Annotated in this window: 14 protein-coding genes; 2 read left to right on the top strand and 12 right to left on the bottom strand. The window is 71.6% G+C overall.

Going from position 1 to position 18,813, the window contains the following annotated elements:
- Window positions 1-445 precede the first annotated feature (445 nt).
- The gene (locus ACZ60Q_RS27795; RefSeq protein WP_469639978.1) at window positions 446-1,453 is read right to left on the bottom strand and encodes a stage II sporulation protein M; all 1,008 of its coding nucleotides are present in this window, start codon (window positions 1,451-1,453) and stop codon (window positions 446-448) included.
- A gap of 119 nt (window positions 1,454-1,572) precedes the next feature.
- Here ACZ60Q_RS27795 and ACZ60Q_RS27790 point away from each other — a divergent pair, with 119 nt between their 5' ends.
- Window positions 1,573-2,520: an RDD family protein gene (locus ACZ60Q_RS27790; RefSeq protein ID WP_469639976.1), complete on the top strand. Its 948-nt coding sequence runs from the start codon at window positions 1,573-1,575 to the stop codon at window positions 2,518-2,520.
- Here the strand turns inward: ACZ60Q_RS27790 and ACZ60Q_RS27785 are convergent.
- The 8 genes from ACZ60Q_RS27785 to ACZ60Q_RS27750 all read right to left on the bottom strand — a co-directional run bounded on the left by ACZ60Q_RS27785 (window position 2,517) and on the right by ACZ60Q_RS27750 (window position 11,304).
- Window positions 2,517-3,185: a hypothetical protein gene (locus tag ACZ60Q_RS27785; protein ID WP_469639974.1), complete on the bottom strand. Its 669-nt coding sequence runs from the start codon at window positions 3,183-3,185 to the stop codon at window positions 2,517-2,519. The genes ACZ60Q_RS27790 and ACZ60Q_RS27785 overlap by 4 nt on opposite strands.
- Before the next feature lie 167 nt (window positions 3,186-3,352).
- Entirely contained in the window at window positions 3,353-4,810 is a 1,458-nt protein-coding gene (gene ahcY, locus ACZ60Q_RS27780) for an adenosylhomocysteinase (protein ID WP_469639972.1), read from the bottom strand.
- A 276-nt stretch (window positions 4,811-5,086) separates the two neighbouring features.
- Window positions 5,087-6,208 (bottom strand): cation diffusion facilitator family transporter, encoded by a 1,122-nt coding sequence (locus ACZ60Q_RS27775; RefSeq protein ID WP_469639970.1) that lies wholly within the window; start codon window positions 6,206-6,208, stop codon window positions 5,087-5,089.
- Window positions 6,209-6,296: 88 nt separating this feature from the next.
- Window positions 6,297-7,472: a mannose-6-phosphate isomerase, class I gene (gene manA / locus ACZ60Q_RS27770; protein ID WP_469639968.1), complete on the bottom strand. Its 1,176-nt coding sequence runs from the start codon at window positions 7,470-7,472 to the stop codon at window positions 6,297-6,299.
- 262 nt (window positions 7,473-7,734) lie between these two features.
- Entirely contained in the window at window positions 7,735-8,871 is a 1,137-nt protein-coding gene (locus tag ACZ60Q_RS27765; RefSeq protein WP_469639966.1) for an SIS domain-containing protein, read from the bottom strand.
- Between the two features lie 179 nt (window positions 8,872-9,050).
- Entirely contained in the window at window positions 9,051-9,233 is a 183-nt protein-coding gene (locus ACZ60Q_RS27760) for a Trm112 family protein (protein WP_003968734.1), read from the bottom strand.
- Window positions 9,234-9,489: 256 nt separating this feature from the next.
- Window positions 9,490-10,857 carry a phosphomannomutase/phosphoglucomutase gene (locus tag ACZ60Q_RS27755; protein WP_469639963.1) on the bottom strand — a complete coding sequence of 456 codons (1,368 nt, stop codon included), beginning with the start codon at window positions 10,855-10,857 and terminating at the stop codon, window positions 9,490-9,492.
- 69 nt (window positions 10,858-10,926) lie between these two features.
- Window positions 10,927-11,304, bottom strand: a complete 378-nt coding sequence (locus ACZ60Q_RS27750) for a DUF3499 domain-containing protein (protein WP_469639961.1) — start codon at window positions 11,302-11,304, stop codon at window positions 10,927-10,929.
- Between the two features lie 352 nt (window positions 11,305-11,656).
- Here ACZ60Q_RS27750 and ACZ60Q_RS27745 point away from each other — a divergent pair, with 352 nt between their 5' ends.
- Complete coding sequence (locus ACZ60Q_RS27745; protein ID WP_469639959.1) at window positions 11,657-12,085, top strand: metallopeptidase family protein; 429 nt, start codon at window positions 11,657-11,659, stop codon at window positions 12,083-12,085.
- A gap of 116 nt (window positions 12,086-12,201) precedes the next feature.
- On the opposite strand, the gene ACZ60Q_RS27740 is transcribed toward ACZ60Q_RS27745, so the two are convergent.
- From ACZ60Q_RS27740 to ACZ60Q_RS27730, 3 genes are all read right to left on the bottom strand, one after another.
- Window positions 12,202-13,740: a DUF5719 family protein gene (locus ACZ60Q_RS27740; protein WP_469639957.1), complete on the bottom strand. Its 1,539-nt coding sequence runs from the start codon at window positions 13,738-13,740 to the stop codon at window positions 12,202-12,204.
- Complete coding sequence (locus ACZ60Q_RS27735; protein WP_469640005.1) at window positions 13,737-17,642, bottom strand: glycosyltransferase; 3,906 nt, start codon at window positions 17,640-17,642, stop codon at window positions 13,737-13,739. The genes ACZ60Q_RS27740 and ACZ60Q_RS27735 overlap by 4 nt, the downstream gene beginning before the upstream one ends.
- A gap of 651 nt (window positions 17,643-18,293) precedes the next feature.
- Window positions 18,294-18,557: a WhiB family transcriptional regulator gene (locus ACZ60Q_RS27730; RefSeq protein ID WP_469639955.1), complete on the bottom strand. Its 264-nt coding sequence runs from the start codon at window positions 18,555-18,557 to the stop codon at window positions 18,294-18,296.
- Window positions 18,558-18,813: the final 256 nt, after the last annotated feature.

The following is an 18,813-nucleotide window of genomic DNA, read 5'->3' as shown; positions in this document are numbered from 1 at the left end:
GCTGTCCTGCGTTTCCGACTCTATCAGACTCTTTCGTGTCCGATTCCCGGTCGAAGCGGGTTCTGCATTTCGCTTCCAGGTCCTTCGCTTTCGCGCTTTCCCTTTCCGGCGTTTCCAACTTTACCAGACTCTTTTTCGTTCCGTTTCCGGTCCGAATTCGATTTCCGGCGGCCTGTGGAGTGGCCTTGCCTTTCGGCAGATCCGACTTTATCAGAAACTCTCGGAGTTAAACGAACAACTCGATGAGTTAGAGAAAAGAGAATCACTTGGCCCGGCGGAGCGAACAAGCACTCCTGCACGAGCGGGGTAGACGTTACGCGCTCAACTCGAACCTGTCCAGTCCGAGGCAACCGTTCAAATCTACCTCCCCACATCTGCCGTGTCAACGGATTTTGTGGGCGAGAAGGAGACTAGCAGTTCAGCAGGGGTGAAAGCACATCGGCGGTCAGGCTGCGGTGGGAAGTTCGGCGCTGCGTTCGACCGCTGTGAGGTCGCCTGTGTCGCCGGCGCGGGCCGCTCGGCCGCCCAGGATGTAGACGTACGCGAGAAAGGCCAGCTCAGCGGCGATGCCGATGGTGATCCGGGCCCAGGTCGGAAGACCGGACGGGGTCACGAAGCCCTCGATGAGTCCGGAGACGAACAGAACCAGGGCCAGACCTATTGCCATACCCAGGGCTGCGCGGCCCCGCTGAGCCAGGGCGGTCCGGCGTGACAGAGGGCCGGGGTCGATCACGGTCCAGCCGAGGCGTAGCCCTGTACCGGCGGCGACGAACACCGCGGTCAGTTCGAGCAGACCGTGGGGAAGCACCAGGCCGAGGAAGACGTCGAGACGGCCCGCGGAGGACATGAGGCCTATGCCGACGCCGAGGTTGAGCATGTTGAGGAAGAGGATCCAGATCACCGGTATGCCGAGGAACGCCCCCAGGACCAGGCACAGGGCCGCGGCCTGAGCGTTGTTCGTCCATACCTGTGCTGCGAACGACGCCGCCGGATGGCTGGAGTAGTAGGTCTCGTACTCCCCACCCGGCCGGGTCATCGCGCGGAGGTCTTCCGGTGCGGCGATCGCGGCCTGTACCTCGGGGTGGGTGCCGATCCACCAGCCCAGCAGTGCCGCCAGCGCTGTCGAGAGCACCGCGGTGGGAATCCACCAGTGGCGCGAGCGGTAGACGGCGGCGGGAAATCCCGCGGTGAGAAACCGGGCCGCGTCCCGCCAGGAGGCCTTGCGGGTGCCGGTCACCGTCGACCGGGCGCGGGCCACGAGCTGGGTAAGACGTCCGGTGAGGAGCGGGTCGGGGCTGCTCGACTGGACCAGCGAGAGGTGGGTCGCCGTGCGCTGGTAGAGGACGACGAGTTCGTCCGCTTCCGCGCCGGTGAGGCGGCGCCCCCGGCGCAGGAGGTGTTCGAGACGGTCCCACTCCGTGCGGTGGGCGGTGACGAAGACGTCGAGATCCATGGGCGTCTGTTGCTCCAGGCATGGGTGCGTGCGGGTTCGTACTGCTGCGGCGCGCTGGCGGTCAGCTTGGCAGACTGTGGCCGGCTGGGGCAGAGAAGGTCGGCGAAGGGTGGGGTCCGATGAATCAGCTGGTTACCGGGGACGCGGTCGTTCTGGGGTTGAGGCCCGCACGGCTGCCGAGCCGGGCGCTGGCCTCGGCGGTCGATCTGGCGGTGACGTTCGTCGTCTTCATCCTGGTATCGGTCGTGCTGGGCATCGCTTCCGTCTCGTTGGACGAGGCGGCGGTCGCGGCGATCGGGGTCGCCTCTTTCCTGCTGGTCCTGATCGGCGGGCCGGTCGCGGTGGAGACGCTGAGTCATGGCCGGTCACTGGGAAAGCTGGTCTGCGGGCTGCGGGTGGTGCGGGACGACGGTGGGCCGATCCGGTTCCGGCACGCGCTCGTGCGGGGGGCCATGGGGCTCGTCGAGATCCTCATGACTTTCGGAGCCCTGGCCTCGATCGCGTCCCTGGTGTCGGCGCGGGGTCGCCGGATCGGTGACGTGTTCGCCGGGACGCTGGTGATCCGGGAACGGGTCGCGGCCACGGGCCGGTCCGTCTCCGTGCCGCCTCCCCCGCCCTGGCTGGTCGGCCGGTTCGCACAGTTGGATCTGTCGGCCGTACCCGACGAGCTCTGGCTCGCGATACGGCAGTACCTGACGCGGATGCGGCAGCTGGATCCCGGCGTGGGAGGGTCGATCGCGGAACGGCTGGCCGGTGAACTGGTCGCACGGACCGGGGCCGCCACGCCCCAGGGTGTCCCCGCGGCCGCGTTCCTGGCCGCGGTGGTTCATGAGCGGCAGTCACGGGATGCGCGGCGCGTGTTCGCCGGGCCCCGGGCCGAGATGCCTGTACCGCCCGGGCCCGTATCGCCCGGGCCCGGCTGGTCAAGTGGGCCTGACGGGTCGGGCGGGAGCTTCGGAGGGGCGGTGTCCGCCGGGGCCGGTTCCGGGGCGGGGGGCGGTGCCGCCGGTACTCACGAGCAGCGCCGCGGGAGTGCGCGCTCGGACGGATTCGCCCCGCCCGGCTAGGCGGTGTCCGACCAGGATCCGGGCGACAGGTCCTGGGCGGCCGGGATGCCGGAGGCGCGGGGTGAGGGTGGCGTCTCCAGATGTTCGAGCTCGATGCCGGGTGCCGCGAGGACCACGTCACCGGCGATGTGGATGGTGTGCTGCTCCCCGGTGTCCAGGGCGTTGACCTGGTATTCGTCCACGATCAGGGGGCCGTTGTCAGTGGTGTGCGCTTCACTGTTCACCAGAGCCCAGGACTGGTCGACGGTCCTGGGTGCGAGGACCGGGTCCGTGAAGGTGACCACGCGGACGCGGGTCGTGGGGGAAGCGGAGGTGAGACGCAGGAGACGGGTCATGGCGATGAGGAACGCGGGGGACGTGCCGGCGAAGGCGTGGGCGCGGACGTTGCCTTCGGTGGCGTGGCTGCCGGTGGGATCGGTCCGGACCCAGGTGACCCCTTCCAGGGCTGCTCCTCGCACCTGCCAGCTCGCGGCATGGAGTTCGAGGCGGATGGGCCGGCCCAGCTCGTCCAGGGCCAGGTCGACGGAGCCGAGATGGTCTCCGGTGGGGGATGTGGTCTGGGAGACGTAGCGCCAGCCGGAGGGACCGGGGGCGCAGTGGAAGTGTTCTTCGCCGAGGGGGGTGTGATCGTGAAGGTCGTGGAGCGAATACCTGCCGCGGGGCATGGAGTCCTTCGGGTTCCTCGGGCTGTGCGGAAGCGGTAACGGGAGCAGGCCCCCGGCACGGGGGTGCGGGGGCCTGCGCTCGGATCTGCTGCTGCGTACTCTGACGCCGCCCGGCGTCCGGGAGGCTGGCCTCCCGGACGCCGGGGGTGGATCAGTGGCCTCGGGGATCAGTAGCGGTAGTGGTCGGGCTTGTACGGGCCCTCTACCTGAACACCGATGTACGCCGCCTGCTCGGGGCGCAGCGTCGTGAGCCTGACGCCCAGGGCGGCGAGGTGGAGTCGGGCGACCTTCTCGTCCAGGTGCTTGGGCAGCACGTACACGTCGGTCGGGTATTCCTCGGGCTTCGTGAACAGCTCGATCTGCGCGAGGGTCTGGTCCGCGAAGCTGTTGGACATCACGAAGGACGGGTGCCCCGTCGCGTTGCCCAGGTTGAGGAGGCGGCCCTCGGACAGGACGATGAGCACCTTGCCGTCGGGGAACTTCCAGGTGTGAACCTGGGGCTTGACCTCGTCCTTGACGATTCCGTCGATCTTCGCGAGGCCGGCCATGTCGATCTCGTTGTCGAAGTGGCCGATGTTCCCGACGATCGCCTGGTGCTTCATCCGGGCCATGTCCTTGGCCATGATGATGTCCTTGTTGCCCGTCGTGGTGACGAAGATGTCCGCCTGCTCCACGACGTCGTCCAGCGTGGCCACCTGGTAGCCGTCCATCGCCGCCTGCAGCGCGCAGATCGGGTCGATCTCCGTGATGATCACCCGGGCGCCCTGGCCGCGCAGGGACTCCGCGCAGCCCTTGCCCACGTCGCCGTAGCCGAACACTACGGCGGTCTTGCCACCGATCAGGACGTCGGTGGCGCGGTTGATGCCGTCGATGAGGGAGTGGCGGCAGCCGTACTTGTTGTCGAACTTCGACTTGGTCACGGCGTCGTTCACGTTGATCGCGGGGAACAGGAGGGAACCGTCACGGTGCATCTCGTACAGGCGGTGCACACCCGTCGTCGTCTCCTCGGTGACACCGCGGATCTCGGACGCGAGCTGGGTCCACTTCTGCGGGGCCTCGCCGAGGGTGCGGTTCAGCAGGGTGAGGATGTGGGCGAACTCCTCGCTGTCCGCGGTCGACGGGTCCGGGGCGGCTCCGGCCTTCTCGAACTCGACGCCCTTGTGGACGAGGAGGGTGGCGTCGCCACCGTCGTCCAGGATCATGTTCGGACCGCCGGTGGGGGTGTTCGGCCAGGTCAGCGCCTGCTCCGTGCACCACCAGTACTCCTCCAGCGTCTCGCCCTTCCAGGCGAAGACCGGGACGCCCGCGGGGGCTTCCGGAGTGCCCTTCGGGCCGACCGCGATGGCCGCGGCGGCATGGTCCTGGGTGGAGAAGATGTTGCAGGAGGCCCAGCGGACCTCGGCGCCCAGGGCGACGAGGGTCTCGATGAGCACGGCGGTCTGCACGGTCATGTGCAGCGAACCGGTGATCCGGGCGCCGGCCAGCGGCTGAGCGGCGGCGAACTCCTTGCGGATCGACATCAGGCCGGGCATCTCGTGCTCGGCGAGCGTGATCTCCTTGCGCCCGAAGGTGGCGAGGGAGAGGTCGGCGACCTTGAAGTCCTGGCGGTTGGTGTCCGTCGTCATAACGGGCTGCTCCTCGTGATGGGTCGAGGGTGGGCTGTCTGGGCTGACTCTGCGGGACGGCGGGCACACGAATGCCCGGGTGTTCGCAGTGCAGTCCGTCGGAGGCCCTCTGTCCCTCGCCCGGCTGGCTCCCGCCAGCCGGTCGACCGCCATCAGCAGCGACGTCTGTTATCCGTATCCGAATCTACACCGAACGGCCCAGTGAGCCCCAGCCCGTTCGTGGAGAGGGGAGTGTGTGAGGGGTCACCGGGCCGATCGGGGCTGGTGTGCGGTGGGTCAGTGGCCGGAATCCTTCGAGGCCGGGCCCGCTCCCGGGCCTCCGCCCGTCTCGGAGGTCGGGTCCGTGCCGGTGCCGGTGCCAGCGCCCGTGCCCGTGGTGGAGCCCGCGTCCGTGGTGGAGCCCGCGTCCGTGGTGGGGTCGGTTCCGGTGATGGCGGTTCCCGGGGATTCATTCGCTTTGCCCGGGTTGGTTCCGGTCGCTGCCGACTCCGCGTTGTAGATGTCCGGCTCCAGGTAGATGACCCGGGCGATCGGGCACGCCGCCCGGATGCGGTTCTCGGCGGCGTTGATGGCGTCGGCGACCTCGGTCGCGGTCTCGTCGTGCCGGACCGCGATCTTCGCGGCGACCAGCAGCTCCTCGGGGCCGAGGTGGAGGGTGCGCATGTGGATGATGCGGGTGACGGTGTCGCCGTCCACCACGGCCTCCTTGATCCTCTCGACGTCCTCGATGCCGGCGGACTCCCCGAGCAGAAGGGACTTCGTCTCGACGGCCAGGACGATCGCGATGAGGATCAGCAGGATGCCGATACAGAGAGTGCCGATGCCGTCCCAGACTCCGTTGCCGGTGCCGAGGGCGAGGCTGACGCCCGCGAGCGCCAGGACCAGGCCGACGAGCGCGCCGAGGTCCTCCAGGAGAACTACCGGGAGTTCGGGTGCCTTGGAACGGCGGACGAATTCGGTCCAGGAGCGGTCACCGCGCGTCAGGTTGGACTCACGGATCGCCGTACGGAAGGAGAAGATCTCGGCGATGATCGCGAAGATCAGGACCCCGACCGGCCAGTACCAGGCCTCGATCTCGTGCGGGTCCTTGATCTTCTCGTAGCCCTCGTAGACCGCGAACATGCCACCGACCGAGAAGAGGACGATGGAGACGAGGAACGCGTAGATGTAGCGCTCGCGACCGTAGCCGAAGGGGTGCTGAGGAGTGGCTTCGCGCTTCGCCTTCTTGCCGCCGAGCAGCAGGAGTCCCTGGTTGCCCGAGTCGGCGAGCGAGTGGACGCTCTCCGCGAGCATCGACGACGAACCGCTGAAGAGGAACGCCACGAATTTGGCCACGGCGATCGAGAGGTTGGCGACGAGTGCCGCCACGATCGCCTTGGTTCCGCCTGACGCGCTCATGAGTGCGTGGTGTCCCTTCGTCGGTGCGCGGCATGTGCCGCGTCGCGGTGAGGCGGCACATTGTCGCAGCCGTCGGGACGCTCCGTGGTCAGGCGGCTACGGTGGCCCGGAAGAGTGTTCCCGGTCCCGAAGCCTCAACGGTCTCGCCGGCCGGAACGTACACGGACTCCCCCGGTTCGAGGGCGAGTTCGCCGACGGTGACCGAGCCCGCCGTGCAGAGCAGGATCTGGGGCGTGGGGACGGTCAGGTCGGTGGGTGCGGCCCCTGACGCGAGCGTGTAGCGGGAAAGGGCGAACTCGTCGAAGGGGGTCTCGTAGAGCTCCTCGCCCGACGGGGCCGCCTCCGGGCGCAGTACGCCGGGCTCGGTGGCCTCGAACCGGACGATCCGAAGGAGTTCGGGTACGTCGATGTGCTTGGGGGTCAGGCCGCAGCGCAGCACGTTGTCCGAGTTGGCCATGATCTCGACGCCGAGGCCGTCGAGATAGGCGTGCGGGACGCCCGCTCCGAGGAACAGGGCTTCTCCCGGCTGGAGTCGCACGTAGTTCAGCAGCATCGCGGCCAGTACACCGGGGTCTCCGGGGAAGTGGTGGGCGATACGGGCGTACGGGGCGTGGGCGCCGCCGAGGCGTGTCGCGGCGGCCGCCGCCTCCGCCACGGTCTCGGCCATCTCCGCCGGTTCCGCGCCGAGGATCGCCGTGAGCACCTCGCGGAGGGCCTCTTCCTCGGGGTGGGCGCGGAGGAGGTCCACGTACGGCTTGAGGGAGTCGACTCCCAACGCCTCCATCGCGTCCGCCGCCTCGGTGGGCCTGCGGAAGCCGCACAGTCCGTCGAAGGGGGTGAGGGCGCAGATGAGTTCGGGCTTGTGGTTCGCGTCCTTGTACGTGCGGTGCGGGGCGTCGGTCGGGACGCCCCGGGCCTCCTCGTCGGCGTAGCCCTCGCGGGCCTGCTCCAGGTCCGGGTGGACCTGGAGGGAGAGGGGGGCGCCGGCGGCGAGGAGCTTCAGGAGGAAGGGGAGGCGAGGGCCGAACCGGGCGACCGCGGGCGCGCCGAGCTCCCCCTCCGGGTCGGCGCCGATGGCCTCGGTGAGGGCCAGTTCCGTCTCGCCGGACGCGGTGGTACGGGTGATACGCGAGGGCGCTCCGGGGTGGGCTCCCATCCACATCTCGGCCTGCGGTTCGCCGGTGGGCGCGATGCCGAGCAGGGCGGGAATGGCCGTGGTGGACCCCCAGGCGTAGGGGCGCACGGTGTTGGACAGCCGGTCCATGGAGTCGTCCTCGGGTGGGGCGGAGCGGGCGGGTGTGGCACCAGGGGTATCAGTGTTACGTGAGGTCCTGGCGTCGTGGGGGTGGCCGAGGGATGACGCGGCTCCTGGGAGCCTGGGGGCTGGGGATTTCCCTGGACCTTGGGGATTTCCTTGGGCCCTGGGATTTCCTCAGGCCCTGGGACTTCCTCGGGCCCTGGGATTTCCTCGGGCGTTTCCTTGGGAAGCGGTCCCTGTGCGCGGCGATTCGGGTGCTTCTGTTCTGTCAGGGCTGGGGGGCCGAGGCCAGTGACAGGTAGACCGCTGCGAAGTCAGTGATCGCGAGCAGTTCGGCCAAGGCCTCCAGCTCGCTGCCCTCCTCCGGCTCCAGCTCGCTCACGGGAGTGTCGTGGCCGAGTGCCAGCTCCCTGGCCGCCGGGCAGGCGCTGAGGCCTCCCGTCGGGCGGTCCCGGAGCAGAACGACCCGGGCCCTCAGTGTCTCGCCCTCGTCGACCCGGTCGCGGAAGAAGTCGTCGGGGTCCGCGCCGGCCGCGAAGTCCCCGGCGAGGAGCGTGCCGTGCGAGGGCAGGGCCTCGGGCAGTTCCGCGGCCAGGGCGGGGCGGCCGGCGAGCTCGGACAGTACGGCGGCGAAGCGGCGTCCCACCGGGCCTGCGGCGTCTCCCTCCGTCCACAGCAGCGGCAGGCTGTCGGCGAGTTCGGCGGCGAGCGTCTTGGCCGGGTTGCTGTACGTGGCGATGGCCGGGCCGCAGCGTTCCGCGGTGCGGTCCAGGCGGTCCGCGACCTTCTGCAGGTCCTCGGGAGGCGCGGTCACCAGGCCGACCCGGTCCAGGAGCGCCAGCAGGGGGGTGAGCAGGGCCCACAGGGTGCCGGGGCCGGCGGCGGAGGTCTCCGCGTCGTACTCGCCGTGCGGAGCGGCGGCCATCGGGACGACCAGGCCGTGCACCCCGTCGATCGCCTCGCGCAGCGGTGAGCGGGTGGGGGCGACGGCGACGACGGTGCAGCCGCGGCGGTAGGCCTGCTCGGCGAGCAGGGCGAGGCCCGGTTCGGAACCGTCGGCGGTCGCGATGAGGAGCAGGTCCACGGATCCGGCCCAGCCGGGCAGGGCCCAGCGGAGGGCGCCGGGGGCGGGGGCGACACCTGTGGGGTGGATGCGTACGACGGGTGCGGCCGCGCCCGCCAGTGCGCCGATCAGGTCGGCGACCCCGGAGGCGGCGCTGCCGGGGCCCGCCACGAGGACGGCCCGGGGCCGACCGTCAGGGTTCAGGCCGCCGATGCCGGCCTCGGCGGCGTGCCGGGCGGCGGTGCGGACCCGGGCGCCGGCCTCGGCGGCGCCGCGCAGCAGATCGCGGCGGTCGGCTCGGGCCAGGGCTTCCGGGGCGTCGAGCAAGGACTCGTCGAGCATGGCGGTGGGCCTCCGATCACCGGGTGGGGTGCGGGCTGCGGATACATGTACGGACGCGGTGGCGTGGCCGCCGTGACGGGGGCGGTACCGAACGGTGGCCCCGGCTGCGGTCGGGCCCGGCTGTCGTGCGCTGCCGGGGCCGTCCTGCGTCGTCCTGCCCGTACGCGTATCGCTCGCGTTCAGGCGGGGCGGCGCGCCTCGTCGACGAGAAGGACCGGGATGCCGTCCCGGACCGGGTAGGCCAAGCCGCAGTCGTCGCCCGTGCAGACCAGCTCGGGGCTGTCGGCCGCCGAACGGTCGTCGAGCGGGGAGTGGCAGGCCGGGCAGGCCAGGATCTCCAGGAGGCCGGCTTCGAGCGCCATGGGGTGAGTCCCTTCGAGCATGCGAGTTCCGATCCGCGTGGATCAGGCGTCGTCAGCCTACCGCCGGGGTGGAGGGGGCGCGGCTTGGCCGGGGGATGGGGTGGGGCGGTGCAGGGGGCGTTGGAGGGGGGAGGGGTGGGGTGGGGCGCCTGCGGCGGGCCTTCTCCCCGCCCCGCCCCTTCCCGTAACCAGGGCTCCGCCCCGGACCCCGCTCCTCAAAGGCCGGAGGGGCTGAAAAGAGCAGGAACTCGCCCGCTCAGGAAGAACGGACCAAGGTCAGGACCTCGTCGCGTACCGCCGCCATGGTCTTCTCGTCCCTCGCCTCGACGTTCAGGCGCAGCAGCGGTTCCGTGTTCGAGGCGCGGAGGTTGAACCACCAGTCGGCGGCCGTGACCGTGAGGCCGTCCAGGTCGTCGAGGGTGATGCCGTCGCGGGCGCCGTAGAGCTTCCTGACCGTGGCCAGGCTGGCGGTCTGGTCGGCGACGGTGGAGTTGATCTCGCCGGAGCCGCTGTACCGGTCGTACTCCGCGACCAGTTCGGAGAGCGGCTTCTCCTGGCCGCCGAGTGCGGCGAGTACGTGGAGTGCGGCGAGCATGCCCGTATCGGCGTTCCAGAAGTCGCGGAAGTAGTAGTGCGCCGAGTGCTCGCCGCCGAAGATCGCCCCGTGCTCCGCCATCTCCGTCTTGATGAAGGAGTGGCCGACGCGGGTGCGGACCGGGGTGCCGCCGTTCTCGCGGACCACCTCGGGGACGGACCAGGAGGTGATCAGGTTGTGGATGACGATGCCCTCGCCGCCGTTGCGGGCCAGCTCGCGTGCGGCGACCAGGGCCGTGATCGCGGAGGGGGAGACGCCCGCGCCCCGCTCGTCGACCACGAAGCAGCGGTCCGCGTCGCCGTCGAAGGCGAGGCCGAGGTCGGCGCCCTCGGCGAGGACGCGGGCCTGGAGGTCGACGATGTTCTTGGGGTCGAGGGGGTTGGCCTCGTGGTTGGGGAAGGTCCCGTCCAGCTCGAAGTACAGGGGTACGAGGTCGAGCGGGAGGCCTCCGAAGACCGTGGGGACCGTGTGGCCCCCCATGCCGTTGCCCGCGTCGACCACGACCTTGAGGGGGCGGATCGTTTCGAGGTCGACCAGGCCGAGGAGGTGGGCCGCGTAGTCGGTGAGGGTGTCCCGCTCGGTGATCGTGCCGGGGGCGGCGGCCGGCGGCTGAGGGGCGCCTTGCGACCACTGCTCGACCAGGGTGCGGATCTCGGCGAGGCCGGTGTCCTGGCCGACCGGGGCGGCGCCCGCCCGGCACATCTTGATCCCGTTGTAGCGCGCCGGGTTGTGCGAGGCCGTGAACATCGCTCCGGGGAGGCCGAGGGCCCCCGACGCGTAGTACAGCTGGTCCGTCGAGCAGAGGCCGATGAGCGTGACGTCCGCGCCCCGGGCCGCCGCGCCCCGGGCGAACGCGCCGGAGAGAGCCGGTGACGTCGGACGCATGTCGTGGCCGATCACGATCGCGTCGGCGGCCGTGACCTGGACGAACGCGGCTCCGAAGAGTTCGGCCAGCGATTCGTCCCACTGGTCGGGCACCACTCCGCGCACGTCGTACGCCTTGACGAGCTGCGACAGATCAGCAACCACGGCCGGTCCTCCTGGGGTCTTTGCGGACCGCCCAAACTACCCGGCCGGGCAGTGCCTCAGGAGTCGGCCTCAGGAGTCCGGTGAGCGCAGCACTCTCAGGTGACCTCGACGGGCCACTTCCAGCGGGTCCGCGGCGCGTGGTCCCCGGCCTCCGCCGTCCGGGCCCCGGTCGTGCGGGCGGGCCGCTTCGCGGACCGCGTTGGCCAGTGCTTCGAGGTCGTCACCGCTGGGGTGCGCCGGTGCGGAGCCGTCGGAGAGCCGCACCACTTCCCAGCCCCGTGGCGCGGTAAGCCTCTCACTGTGTTCGGCGCAGAGGTCGTAACAGTGGGGCTCGGCGTAGGTGGCGAGCGGGCCGAGGACCGCAGTCGAATCGGCATAGACGTACGTCAGTGTCGCGACGGCAGGGCGGCCGCACGCGGTGCGCGAACAGCGACGTACAGGGCTCACGATGGTGGACGCTACCGCACTCTTGAGCGGGCTGCGACGACTCCCCCTCGGGGCACCCCACCGTGTCGCCCTGTGCCCTGCGGCACGGCGGCGTTCCCGGCGGCTGCCCTGACCTGCGCCGGGGCCCTGGACCGGTGATCGCACGGTGGTCGCGCCGGTCGCGGGCGGAGTGGATCGCGGCGTCCGGCGCAGGGGCCAATGATCGGATCACGGGCCTGAAATGGGCTCGACCTTGGCCGAAATGTTCAACTGCGGACATCTGGAGGCGGGACGAGCCCCTCTCGGAGAGGCCCGGTCGGCCGCGTCGTCCCGCCGATCACCTCGGTCCCCGGAGCGTTACGCTGCGTCGGTGATGGACAGCTCCGTACCTCCCCACCCGTTCGAGCCGCGGCCCCGGCGCCGTGACCGTCATGGCCGCGGTATGCGTGGGCCGGTCGCGCCACCGCAGGTGCCGCTGTCGGCCAGCCGGGGCGAGACCTTCCGTGATCTGGTCCAGGACTCGGTGGAGCGGCTGGAGCGGCGCTGGCCCCAGCTGGCCGAGGTCGACTTCGTCGTCCTCGATGTGCCCGGCACTCCGGACGAGATCGTTCCGCTCGGCAGCGCGGTGTCCGCGGACAAGGGGCGGCCCGCACAGATCGTCGTCTACCGGCGGCCCGTCGAGATCCGCACCAAGAGCCGCGACGAGCGCGCCCTGCTCGTCCACGAGGTCGTCGTCGAGCAGGTCGCCGAGCTGCTGGGGCTGGCGCCCGAGTCGGTCGACCCCCGGTACGGGCAGGACTAGGGCCTTTCGTCTGGACCGGGCCGGACCCCGCTGGATCATGCCGGGCCGCGAGCACGGCATGATCCAGAACGAGAGGCCTTGGCCCTCCCGGGGGGTGCCGGCAGCGGGACGTGCCCTCAGTCGTCCAGGACCGAGAGGTCCTGGCGGGCCGACGGGACCTCGACCGTTCCTCCGTCGTCGGGGAGCGTCTGCACAGTGAACATCTGGACGCCGCCCTCCGTGCGCGCCAGGGAGCGCGACGCGTGGACCGGGCCGCCCGAGGTCGTCTCGACGGTCAGCGCGTAGGAGCCCTTGAGGCCGTCCGGGGCCTTCGGGGTGACGGCGAGGGTCGTTCCGGCCTTGACCGTGTACGTCTCCACGGCCGGTTCGCCGCCGTCGCTGCCCGCCGACGCGGTGACCTTCACCTCGGCCGTGGCGCCCGGCGCGGTCAGCGACAGCGTCGAGCCCTTGGCTTGGTTGTCCGGGACGCTCGCCCGTGCGCCGACCGGTCCGGTGGCCGGGATGTAGGCGATCTCCTGCTTGTCGCCCTTGCCTCGGACCACGCGCAGTGCGGCCACGATCGGGGTCGCCCGGTCCTTCTGGACGGGGCTCAGGCGCAGGGAGCCCGGCTCGCCTCGGGTGACGTCCTTGAGGTCGACGGCCGCCGTCATCGAGGACTTGATGTGCAGGGTGGCGTTCCCGGCCGGGGAGAACGCCGCGTTCTTCCCCATGAGCTGGACCTTCACGTCCGCGTCGTCCTCGCCGGGTGCGAACGCCACCAGCTGTACGGAGGTGGCGTCGGCCGGGATGCCGGGCAGTACGAGCGTGCCGTTGGGATCCTCGGACGCGGTGATCCAGTCGCTGCCCGCCTTGTCGTCGGCGCTCAGGACGACCGCGCCGACCCGGCCCGAGCGGGTGGTGACGTGGGCGGTCAGGTGGTCGACGGACTCGGCGGTGAGGGTGGACAGCAGAACGGCGACGCTGGAGCGGGCCGGCACGGTGATGCCGTCACCGACGTCGGACTTGAGCGCGCCCTCGGGGCCGTACAGCTCGATGTCGGCGACGGCGGCGGAGTCCTCGGGGTTGGTGAGGTGGAGGTAGTCCTGGCGGGACTTCGCGGTGCTCGCGCCCGGGAACCAGAAGTCCGTGTCGGGAGCGGTGCAGGTGACGCCGAGGAGCCCGCGGGCGCCGCCCACGGTGACCTCGGTGGTCTGCTGGGCGGCCCAGCCGGGGGCCAGCCGGCCGGTGGCCGTGCCGACGAGGGCCGGGGCGTCGGAGCCGTCCGCCTCGGCGACGACCGGCTTTCCGGGCTCCTTCACGGCGAGGACCGGCTTGTCTGCCTTCTCCTTCGCCTTCTTCACCGCCTCCTCGGCCTTCTTGACCTTCTTCGGGTCGGTCTCGTCCTCGTCGTCCACGACCGGCAGGGCGGGCTTCAGCTCGGCGGTGCCCTTGGCGTCGCCGCCCTCGCCCGCCGGGGTGAACGCGGTGTACCGCGTCTCCGCGAGGTCGGAGGCGCTGGGCGCCGGGCAGACCAGGCTGGAGCGCTCGACCGGCAGCAGCGCGGCGGACTTCGTCCCGGTGTCAGCCGGGGCGCCGGGCGCGGTGATCGTGGCGAATCCGGTGACGGCGGCCAGGACGGCGGCGCCCGCGATCAGGGACAGGTGGGTGGACTTCACTCGGACTCGCCTCGCGATGCGTTACCGGTCTGCCACGGGGCCTGACCCGGGGCCGGGGGGTCGGTCTGTTCGCCGTTCTCGGCGGGATGCTGGTCGGGCAGGGGCTGCTGGGCGGGGTCGGTGTAGGGCTGCTGGTACTGCCCCCCGACGTACTGGCCGTACTCGTCGTACGCGCCCGGGCTGTTGTACGTACCCTGCCCGCCGTACGTGCTCTGGTCGGTGTAGGCGCCCTGGTCGGTGTACGTGCTCTCGTTGTACGTGCTCTCGTTGTACGTGCTCTCGTTGTACTGCTGGGTGTAGGGGTCCTGGGCGTCGTACCCCTGGTAGCCGGTGCTCTGTTGCTGTTGCTGGGCGTACGGGTCCGGCTGGTACGTCGCGTAGTAGTCGGCGCCCGGCTGCGGCTGCTGCCCGTCCCACTGCGCGTACTCGCCGTACTGCTGCGGGACCGCCGCGTAGCCGCCGGTGGCTTCCCGCGGGTCGTGCGCCGGGGGATTCGCGGTGTACGGGTCGGCGGACTGCTGCGCGGGGATGTACTCCCCCGGGTCCGCGGCCGGGCCCGAGGCCGGTGACGGATCGCGTTCGGGGTGGTCGTCGTCCCCGGGTTCCCCGGCGGCGGCCGCCGTCTCGGCCTGGGCCGCGGCGCGCAGCCTGCGGGCGCGGCGGCCCTCTCCGTCGACCGGCTCGGCGGCGACAGCGGGCGTCTCCTCTTCGGGCAGATCGTCGTCGATCTCCCGGCGGCGGCCCGGCAGTGCCATGACCACCAGGACCAGGAGGAGTCCGGCCTGCGCCCAGATCCACGCGGTGTGCGTGATCGGGGCGTCGTAGGTGAGGTCCAGACGTCCGCCCTCCGCGGGCAGTTCGAAGCCCTGGGCCCAGCCGTCGACGGTCTTGCGGGGCAGCGGCTTGCCGTCCAGGGTCGCCGTCCATCCCGGGTCGGCCGCGTCCGCGATCCGCAGCACCCGGCCCGCTTCGCCGGACGGGATCCCGGAGTGGGCCTCGACGGCGGCCGAGCCGACCGGAAGGTGCTCGCCCTCGCCGGAAGCCGGGGTGATCATGACGCGGGCGACCTGGCGGTCCACCCGCCACAGGGCGCTGCCGTCGATCTGGCTGAGGCGGCTGAGCCCGGGCGTCGAGTCCAGGACCCGGCTCATCTGGCGCGGCGCTCCGTCCCGGACGAGGACGTAGCGGATCGCGAAGCCGCTGAGCTGACCGCCCTGGTCGGCGCCGGAGCCGGCGACGAGGTTGGCGACGACCTTGTCGAGGTGACTGTTGCTGCCGCCCGCCTCGGTCAGTTCTCCGTCACCGAGGCGGGCGCCCGAGCCGCGGACCAGGCTGTACGCCACGGAGTCGGCCGAGCTGCCGCCGAGGACGAGGGTGCGGGGCTGGTCGCGGGTGGTGCTCTCCTCCGCCACGAAGGCGGGCACCTGGACGGGGTCGCGCCGCTCCAGGGGTCCGTCCGCGCCACCGATCATCCAGCCGAACGCGGCCAGGACCGGGGCCAGTCCGGCGGCCAGCGCGATCAGTACGGCGACGGGCTGGCGCCAGCCGAAGCTCTGTTCGGCGACTCGGATGCGGGCCCCGTCCGCGCCCACCAGGGCGGCGGCGATCAGGGCGGCGCCGTAGACGAGGGTGGCGGGTCCGGCCCAGGTGGACCCGTTGGCGATGGCGGCGAAGAGGAAGCCGACGAGCGCGACCGCCCAGGCGGTGCGGACGGCGAACTGCCGCTCCCCGCGCAGCAGGGCGGCGAGCGCCGCCAGCACGATGCCGAGGAGCAGGATGCCGCCCGTCGCCCCGGGGCCCCCGGGGCTGATGCCGAGCAGGTCGAGGCCCGATGCCGTTCCCGTACCGATGTCCAGGCCCGCTTCGGTCAGGAGCGTGGACGGGTTCGTCAGGAGGGTGAGCGACCAGGGGGCGAGGACCAGCACCGGGGTGCCGACGGCGGCGACGAAGCGGAGTCCGTACGCGGTGATGTCGCCGCGCCGCAGCACGAGGACGCCGATGCCGAGGACCACGGCGAGCGGCCAGACGATCGGGGTGAACGCCATCATGACGGTCAGCAGCAGCGTGTACGCCCAGGTGGCGCGCCAACTGCCGCGCTCCCCCGTCGCGCTGTCCACGCGCAGCCCGTGGGCGGCGACGCCCGCGCGGGCGGTCAGTGGGAGCAGGACGAGGAGGACGGCGGTGCCGAGGCGCCCGGTGGCCAGGGCGCCGGTCGCGGCGGGCAGGAAGGCGTACGCGACGCTCGCCCAGGCCCGCAGCAGCCGCGAGGGGAGCAGTGGGCGGGAGGCGAAGTAGGCGGTGAGCCCGGCCAGCGGGATCGAGCAGACCAGCAGCGCGCTGATGGCGAGGCCGGTCGAGCCGAGGAAAAGGGCCGACAGGGCGGCGAGCAGCGCGAGGTAGGGCGGGGCGGTCTGGGTGCCGCCGGTGCCGACGGTGTGCCAGGCGTCCGCGTACTGCCCCCAGAGTGCGCCGATCTCCGCGGGGGCGGGCAGCAGCGCGCCGCCCGCCAGTGCGCCGCCGCTGAGGAGGTTACGGCCGGCGATGAGGGAGACGGTCAGGAGCAGCGCGAAGAGGATGGGTCCCGGTTTGCGGCCGATGCGCTTGAGGCGGGCGAACTGGTCGACCTCGAGGAAGTCGGCGTCGTCGCCGCCGGGCCCGGATTCGACGGCTCCGTGCCGTGAACCGCCCGAGTCGGCGTCGCCGCTGCCGCCGAAGTTGCCCGCGACCTGGTCGACGGTGGCCCGGACGGTCGCGCCCGGCGGCGGGAACAGTGCGCGCAGCTCGGCGGCGTCGATGACGCCCTTGCCGCGGTCTCGGCGGGCGGCGAGGATCCGGCCGGGGCGCAGCAGGGTGCCGAGCAGGCCGGTGACCTCGTCGAGGGCTTGGCCGGGCACCTTGCCGACGAGGTAGGCGAGGGTACGGAGCAGGGTGCCGACGACGAGCCGGAGCAGGACCCAGGGCAGGGCCTTGCCGCGGGCGTTGACGAGCATCGTGTAGACCGCGCCGGCCTTGTCGACGCGGTGCGGGCTGGCGACCGATCGGCCGGCGCAGTCGATGGGGCGGCGTTCGCGGGCGGATGCCTCGGCGTGCCGCAGGACGGCGTCCGGGGCGACGAGGACCCGGTGGCCCGCCAGGTGGGCGCGCCAGCACAGGTCGACGTCGTCGCGCATCAGGGGGAGCCTGCGGTCGAAGCCGCCGAGCTCCTCGTAGACGTCGCGGCGGATGAGCATGCCGGCGGAGGAGACGGACAGGACGGTACGGACCTGGTCGTGCTGGCCCTGGTCCTGCTCGCGGCGGTCCAGGCCCGTCCAGCGGCGTCCGCTGTTGGCGATGGAGACGCCGACTTCGAGGAGCTGCTTGCGGTCGTACCAGCCGCGCAGTTTGGGTCCGACGATCGTGGCGTGTTCGTCGGTGTCGACGACGCGCAGCATCTCGGCGAGCGCGTCCGGCTCGGGTGCGCAGTCGTCGTGCAGCAGCCAGAGCCACTGGACCGGTTCGCCGTGCGGCAGTTCGGGAAGGTCGTAGTTCTCGTCGACCCAGGTCCGGCCGACCGGGTCCCAGCCGCCGGGGCGCTTGAGGTACGGCAGGTCGTCCGGGGTCAGGGCTCCGGCCGTGCGGGCCGCCTCGTCGACGGCGGTGCCGAAGCTCGTACGGCGCGCGAGGTGCAGGACGCGTTCGTCGCCGAGCGCCTCGGTGACCAGCCGGGCCGAGTCGTCGGCGCTGCCGGTGTCGGCGGCGACGATGTTCTGTACGGGGCGTTCCTGCCCGAGCAGCCCGGCCAGCACGTCGGGGAGCCAGCGGGCGCCGTCGTGGGAGACGAGCACGGCGGTGACGACGTGCCGGGGGAACTCTGGGGCGGCGGCGGCCGCGTTCGGCGCCGCCGAGTGGCTGTGCACGGACATCGAGGTACGGGCCCTCCGGCCGGGTCCGGGGGCGTCCCCGGGGGCTGCATCGGTGTACACGCGCGCGCCGTCGGGGCGTTGGCGCGTCTCGGACGGGGCCCCACACTAACGGTACGGACAGGTGGCGGGGGTCCGAGCGGGTGGAGGGGCCGGGCGCGGACATGCCGACGGCCCGCCTGTCGAGCCCCGGGGAAGGGGTCGGTGGACGGGCCGTCGGGGGTGGGGATGCGGGTCCGGTGGGCCTGCCCGATATGAGGGGCCGCCTTGGCCGGAAGCGCGGGAGAAGGCGTGCGGGGAGATAGGGGTGCGGACCGCTCCGAGGCTCGCGGTCCGCTCCGAGGCTCGCGGGAGGGCGGCCCTCGGTGGTCCGGTGGTGGTCCGGGATGCGCCGGGGGCCTGGTGGGGGTGTTCGGGGTGCGTCCCGGGTCTGGTCGGGGGACACCCCGGGGGCTGTTTGGTCCGGGGTGGTTCAGGGTGTGCGTGCGCCCGGGGCCGGGGTCTGGTCCGGGATGCGCCGGAGGCCTGGTGGGAGGTGGTCCGGGTACGCCCGGGCCGGTCTGGTCCGGGTGGTTCGGGGTGCGCCCGGGTCCGGTCCGGATGCGGTGGTCGGTGGCCGACGCGTCCTGTGGCGGGGCCGGCCGGGGGCGGACGTCAGATGGCGGCCTTCTTGAGGCGCCGTCGCTCCCGCTCGGAGAGCCCGCCCCAGATTCCGAAGCGTTCGTCGTTGGAAAGGGCGTACTCAAGGCATTCCGGACGCACCTCGCAGGCAAGGCAGACCTTCTTGGCCTCGCGGGTGGATCCGCCCTTTTCGGGAAAGAAGGATTCGGGATCGGTCTGGGCGCACAGTGCGCGCTCCTGCCAGCCGAGTTCCTCGTCCGCGTCCTCGACCAGCAGTTGCTGGAACAGCTCGGTCATGTGCGCCCCTCGTCTGTCTCTTGCGTCCCGTGATGCAGCCGTTTGCGACTGAACGACACGAGTGAAATTACAAGTGTGTAGCTCCGTGCCAGTCAAGCGAGGATCTGCTATTGGCCCAGGGATTCACTCTGCGGAACCAAGCGTACGCAGAAAGTGTTCAAATCACCAAAAACCTGACATATGCCACTGGCCCCACAGCTCCGCACCCTCTCTCTTGAGAGACGAGCGAAGGCGCCCTCATGTTGCGATTCGATCA

It is taken from the genome of Streptomyces sp. NPDC104313, from assembly GCF_055583985.1.
Note: the sequence above shows the minus strand (reverse complement) of the source record. Positions and strands in the feature narration are given on the sequence as shown.

Coding starts and splice junctions, on each gene's coding strand:
- ACZ60Q_RS27745 (WP_469639959.1), top strand. CDS start 11,657: ATGGACAGCTCCGTACCTCCCCACCCGTTCGAGCCGCGGCCCCGGCGC.
- ACZ60Q_RS27775 (WP_469639970.1), bottom strand. CDS start 6,208: ATGAGCGCGTCAGGCGGAACCAAGGCGATCGTGGCGGCACTCGTCGCC.
- ACZ60Q_RS27790 (WP_469639976.1), top strand. CDS start 1,573: ATGAATCAGCTGGTTACCGGGGACGCGGTCGTTCTGGGGTTGAGGCCC.
- ahcY (WP_469639972.1), bottom strand. CDS start 4,810: ATGACGACGGACACCAACCGCCAGGACTTCAAGGTCGCCGACCTCTCC.
- ACZ60Q_RS27760 (WP_003968734.1), bottom strand. CDS start 9,233: ATGGCGCTCGAAGCCGGCCTCCTGGAGATCCTGGCCTGCCCGGCCTGC.
- ACZ60Q_RS27730 (WP_469639955.1), bottom strand. CDS start 18,557: ATGACCGAGCTGTTCCAGCAACTGCTGGTCGAGGACGCGGACGAGGAA.
- manA (WP_469639968.1), bottom strand. CDS start 7,472: ATGGACCGGCTGTCCAACACCGTGCGCCCCTACGCCTGGGGGTCCACC.
- ACZ60Q_RS27795 (WP_469639978.1), bottom strand. CDS start 1,453: ATGGATCTCGACGTCTTCGTCACCGCCCACCGCACGGAGTGGGACCGT.
- ACZ60Q_RS27765 (WP_469639966.1), bottom strand. CDS start 8,871: ATGCTCGACGAGTCCTTGCTCGACGCCCCGGAAGCCCTGGCCCGAGCC.
- ACZ60Q_RS27735 (WP_469640005.1), bottom strand. CDS start 17,642: ATGTCCGTGCACAGCCACTCGGCGGCGCCGAACGCGGCCGCCGCCGCC.
- ACZ60Q_RS27785 (WP_469639974.1), bottom strand. CDS start 3,185: ATGCCCCGCGGCAGGTATTCGCTCCACGACCTTCACGATCACACCCCC.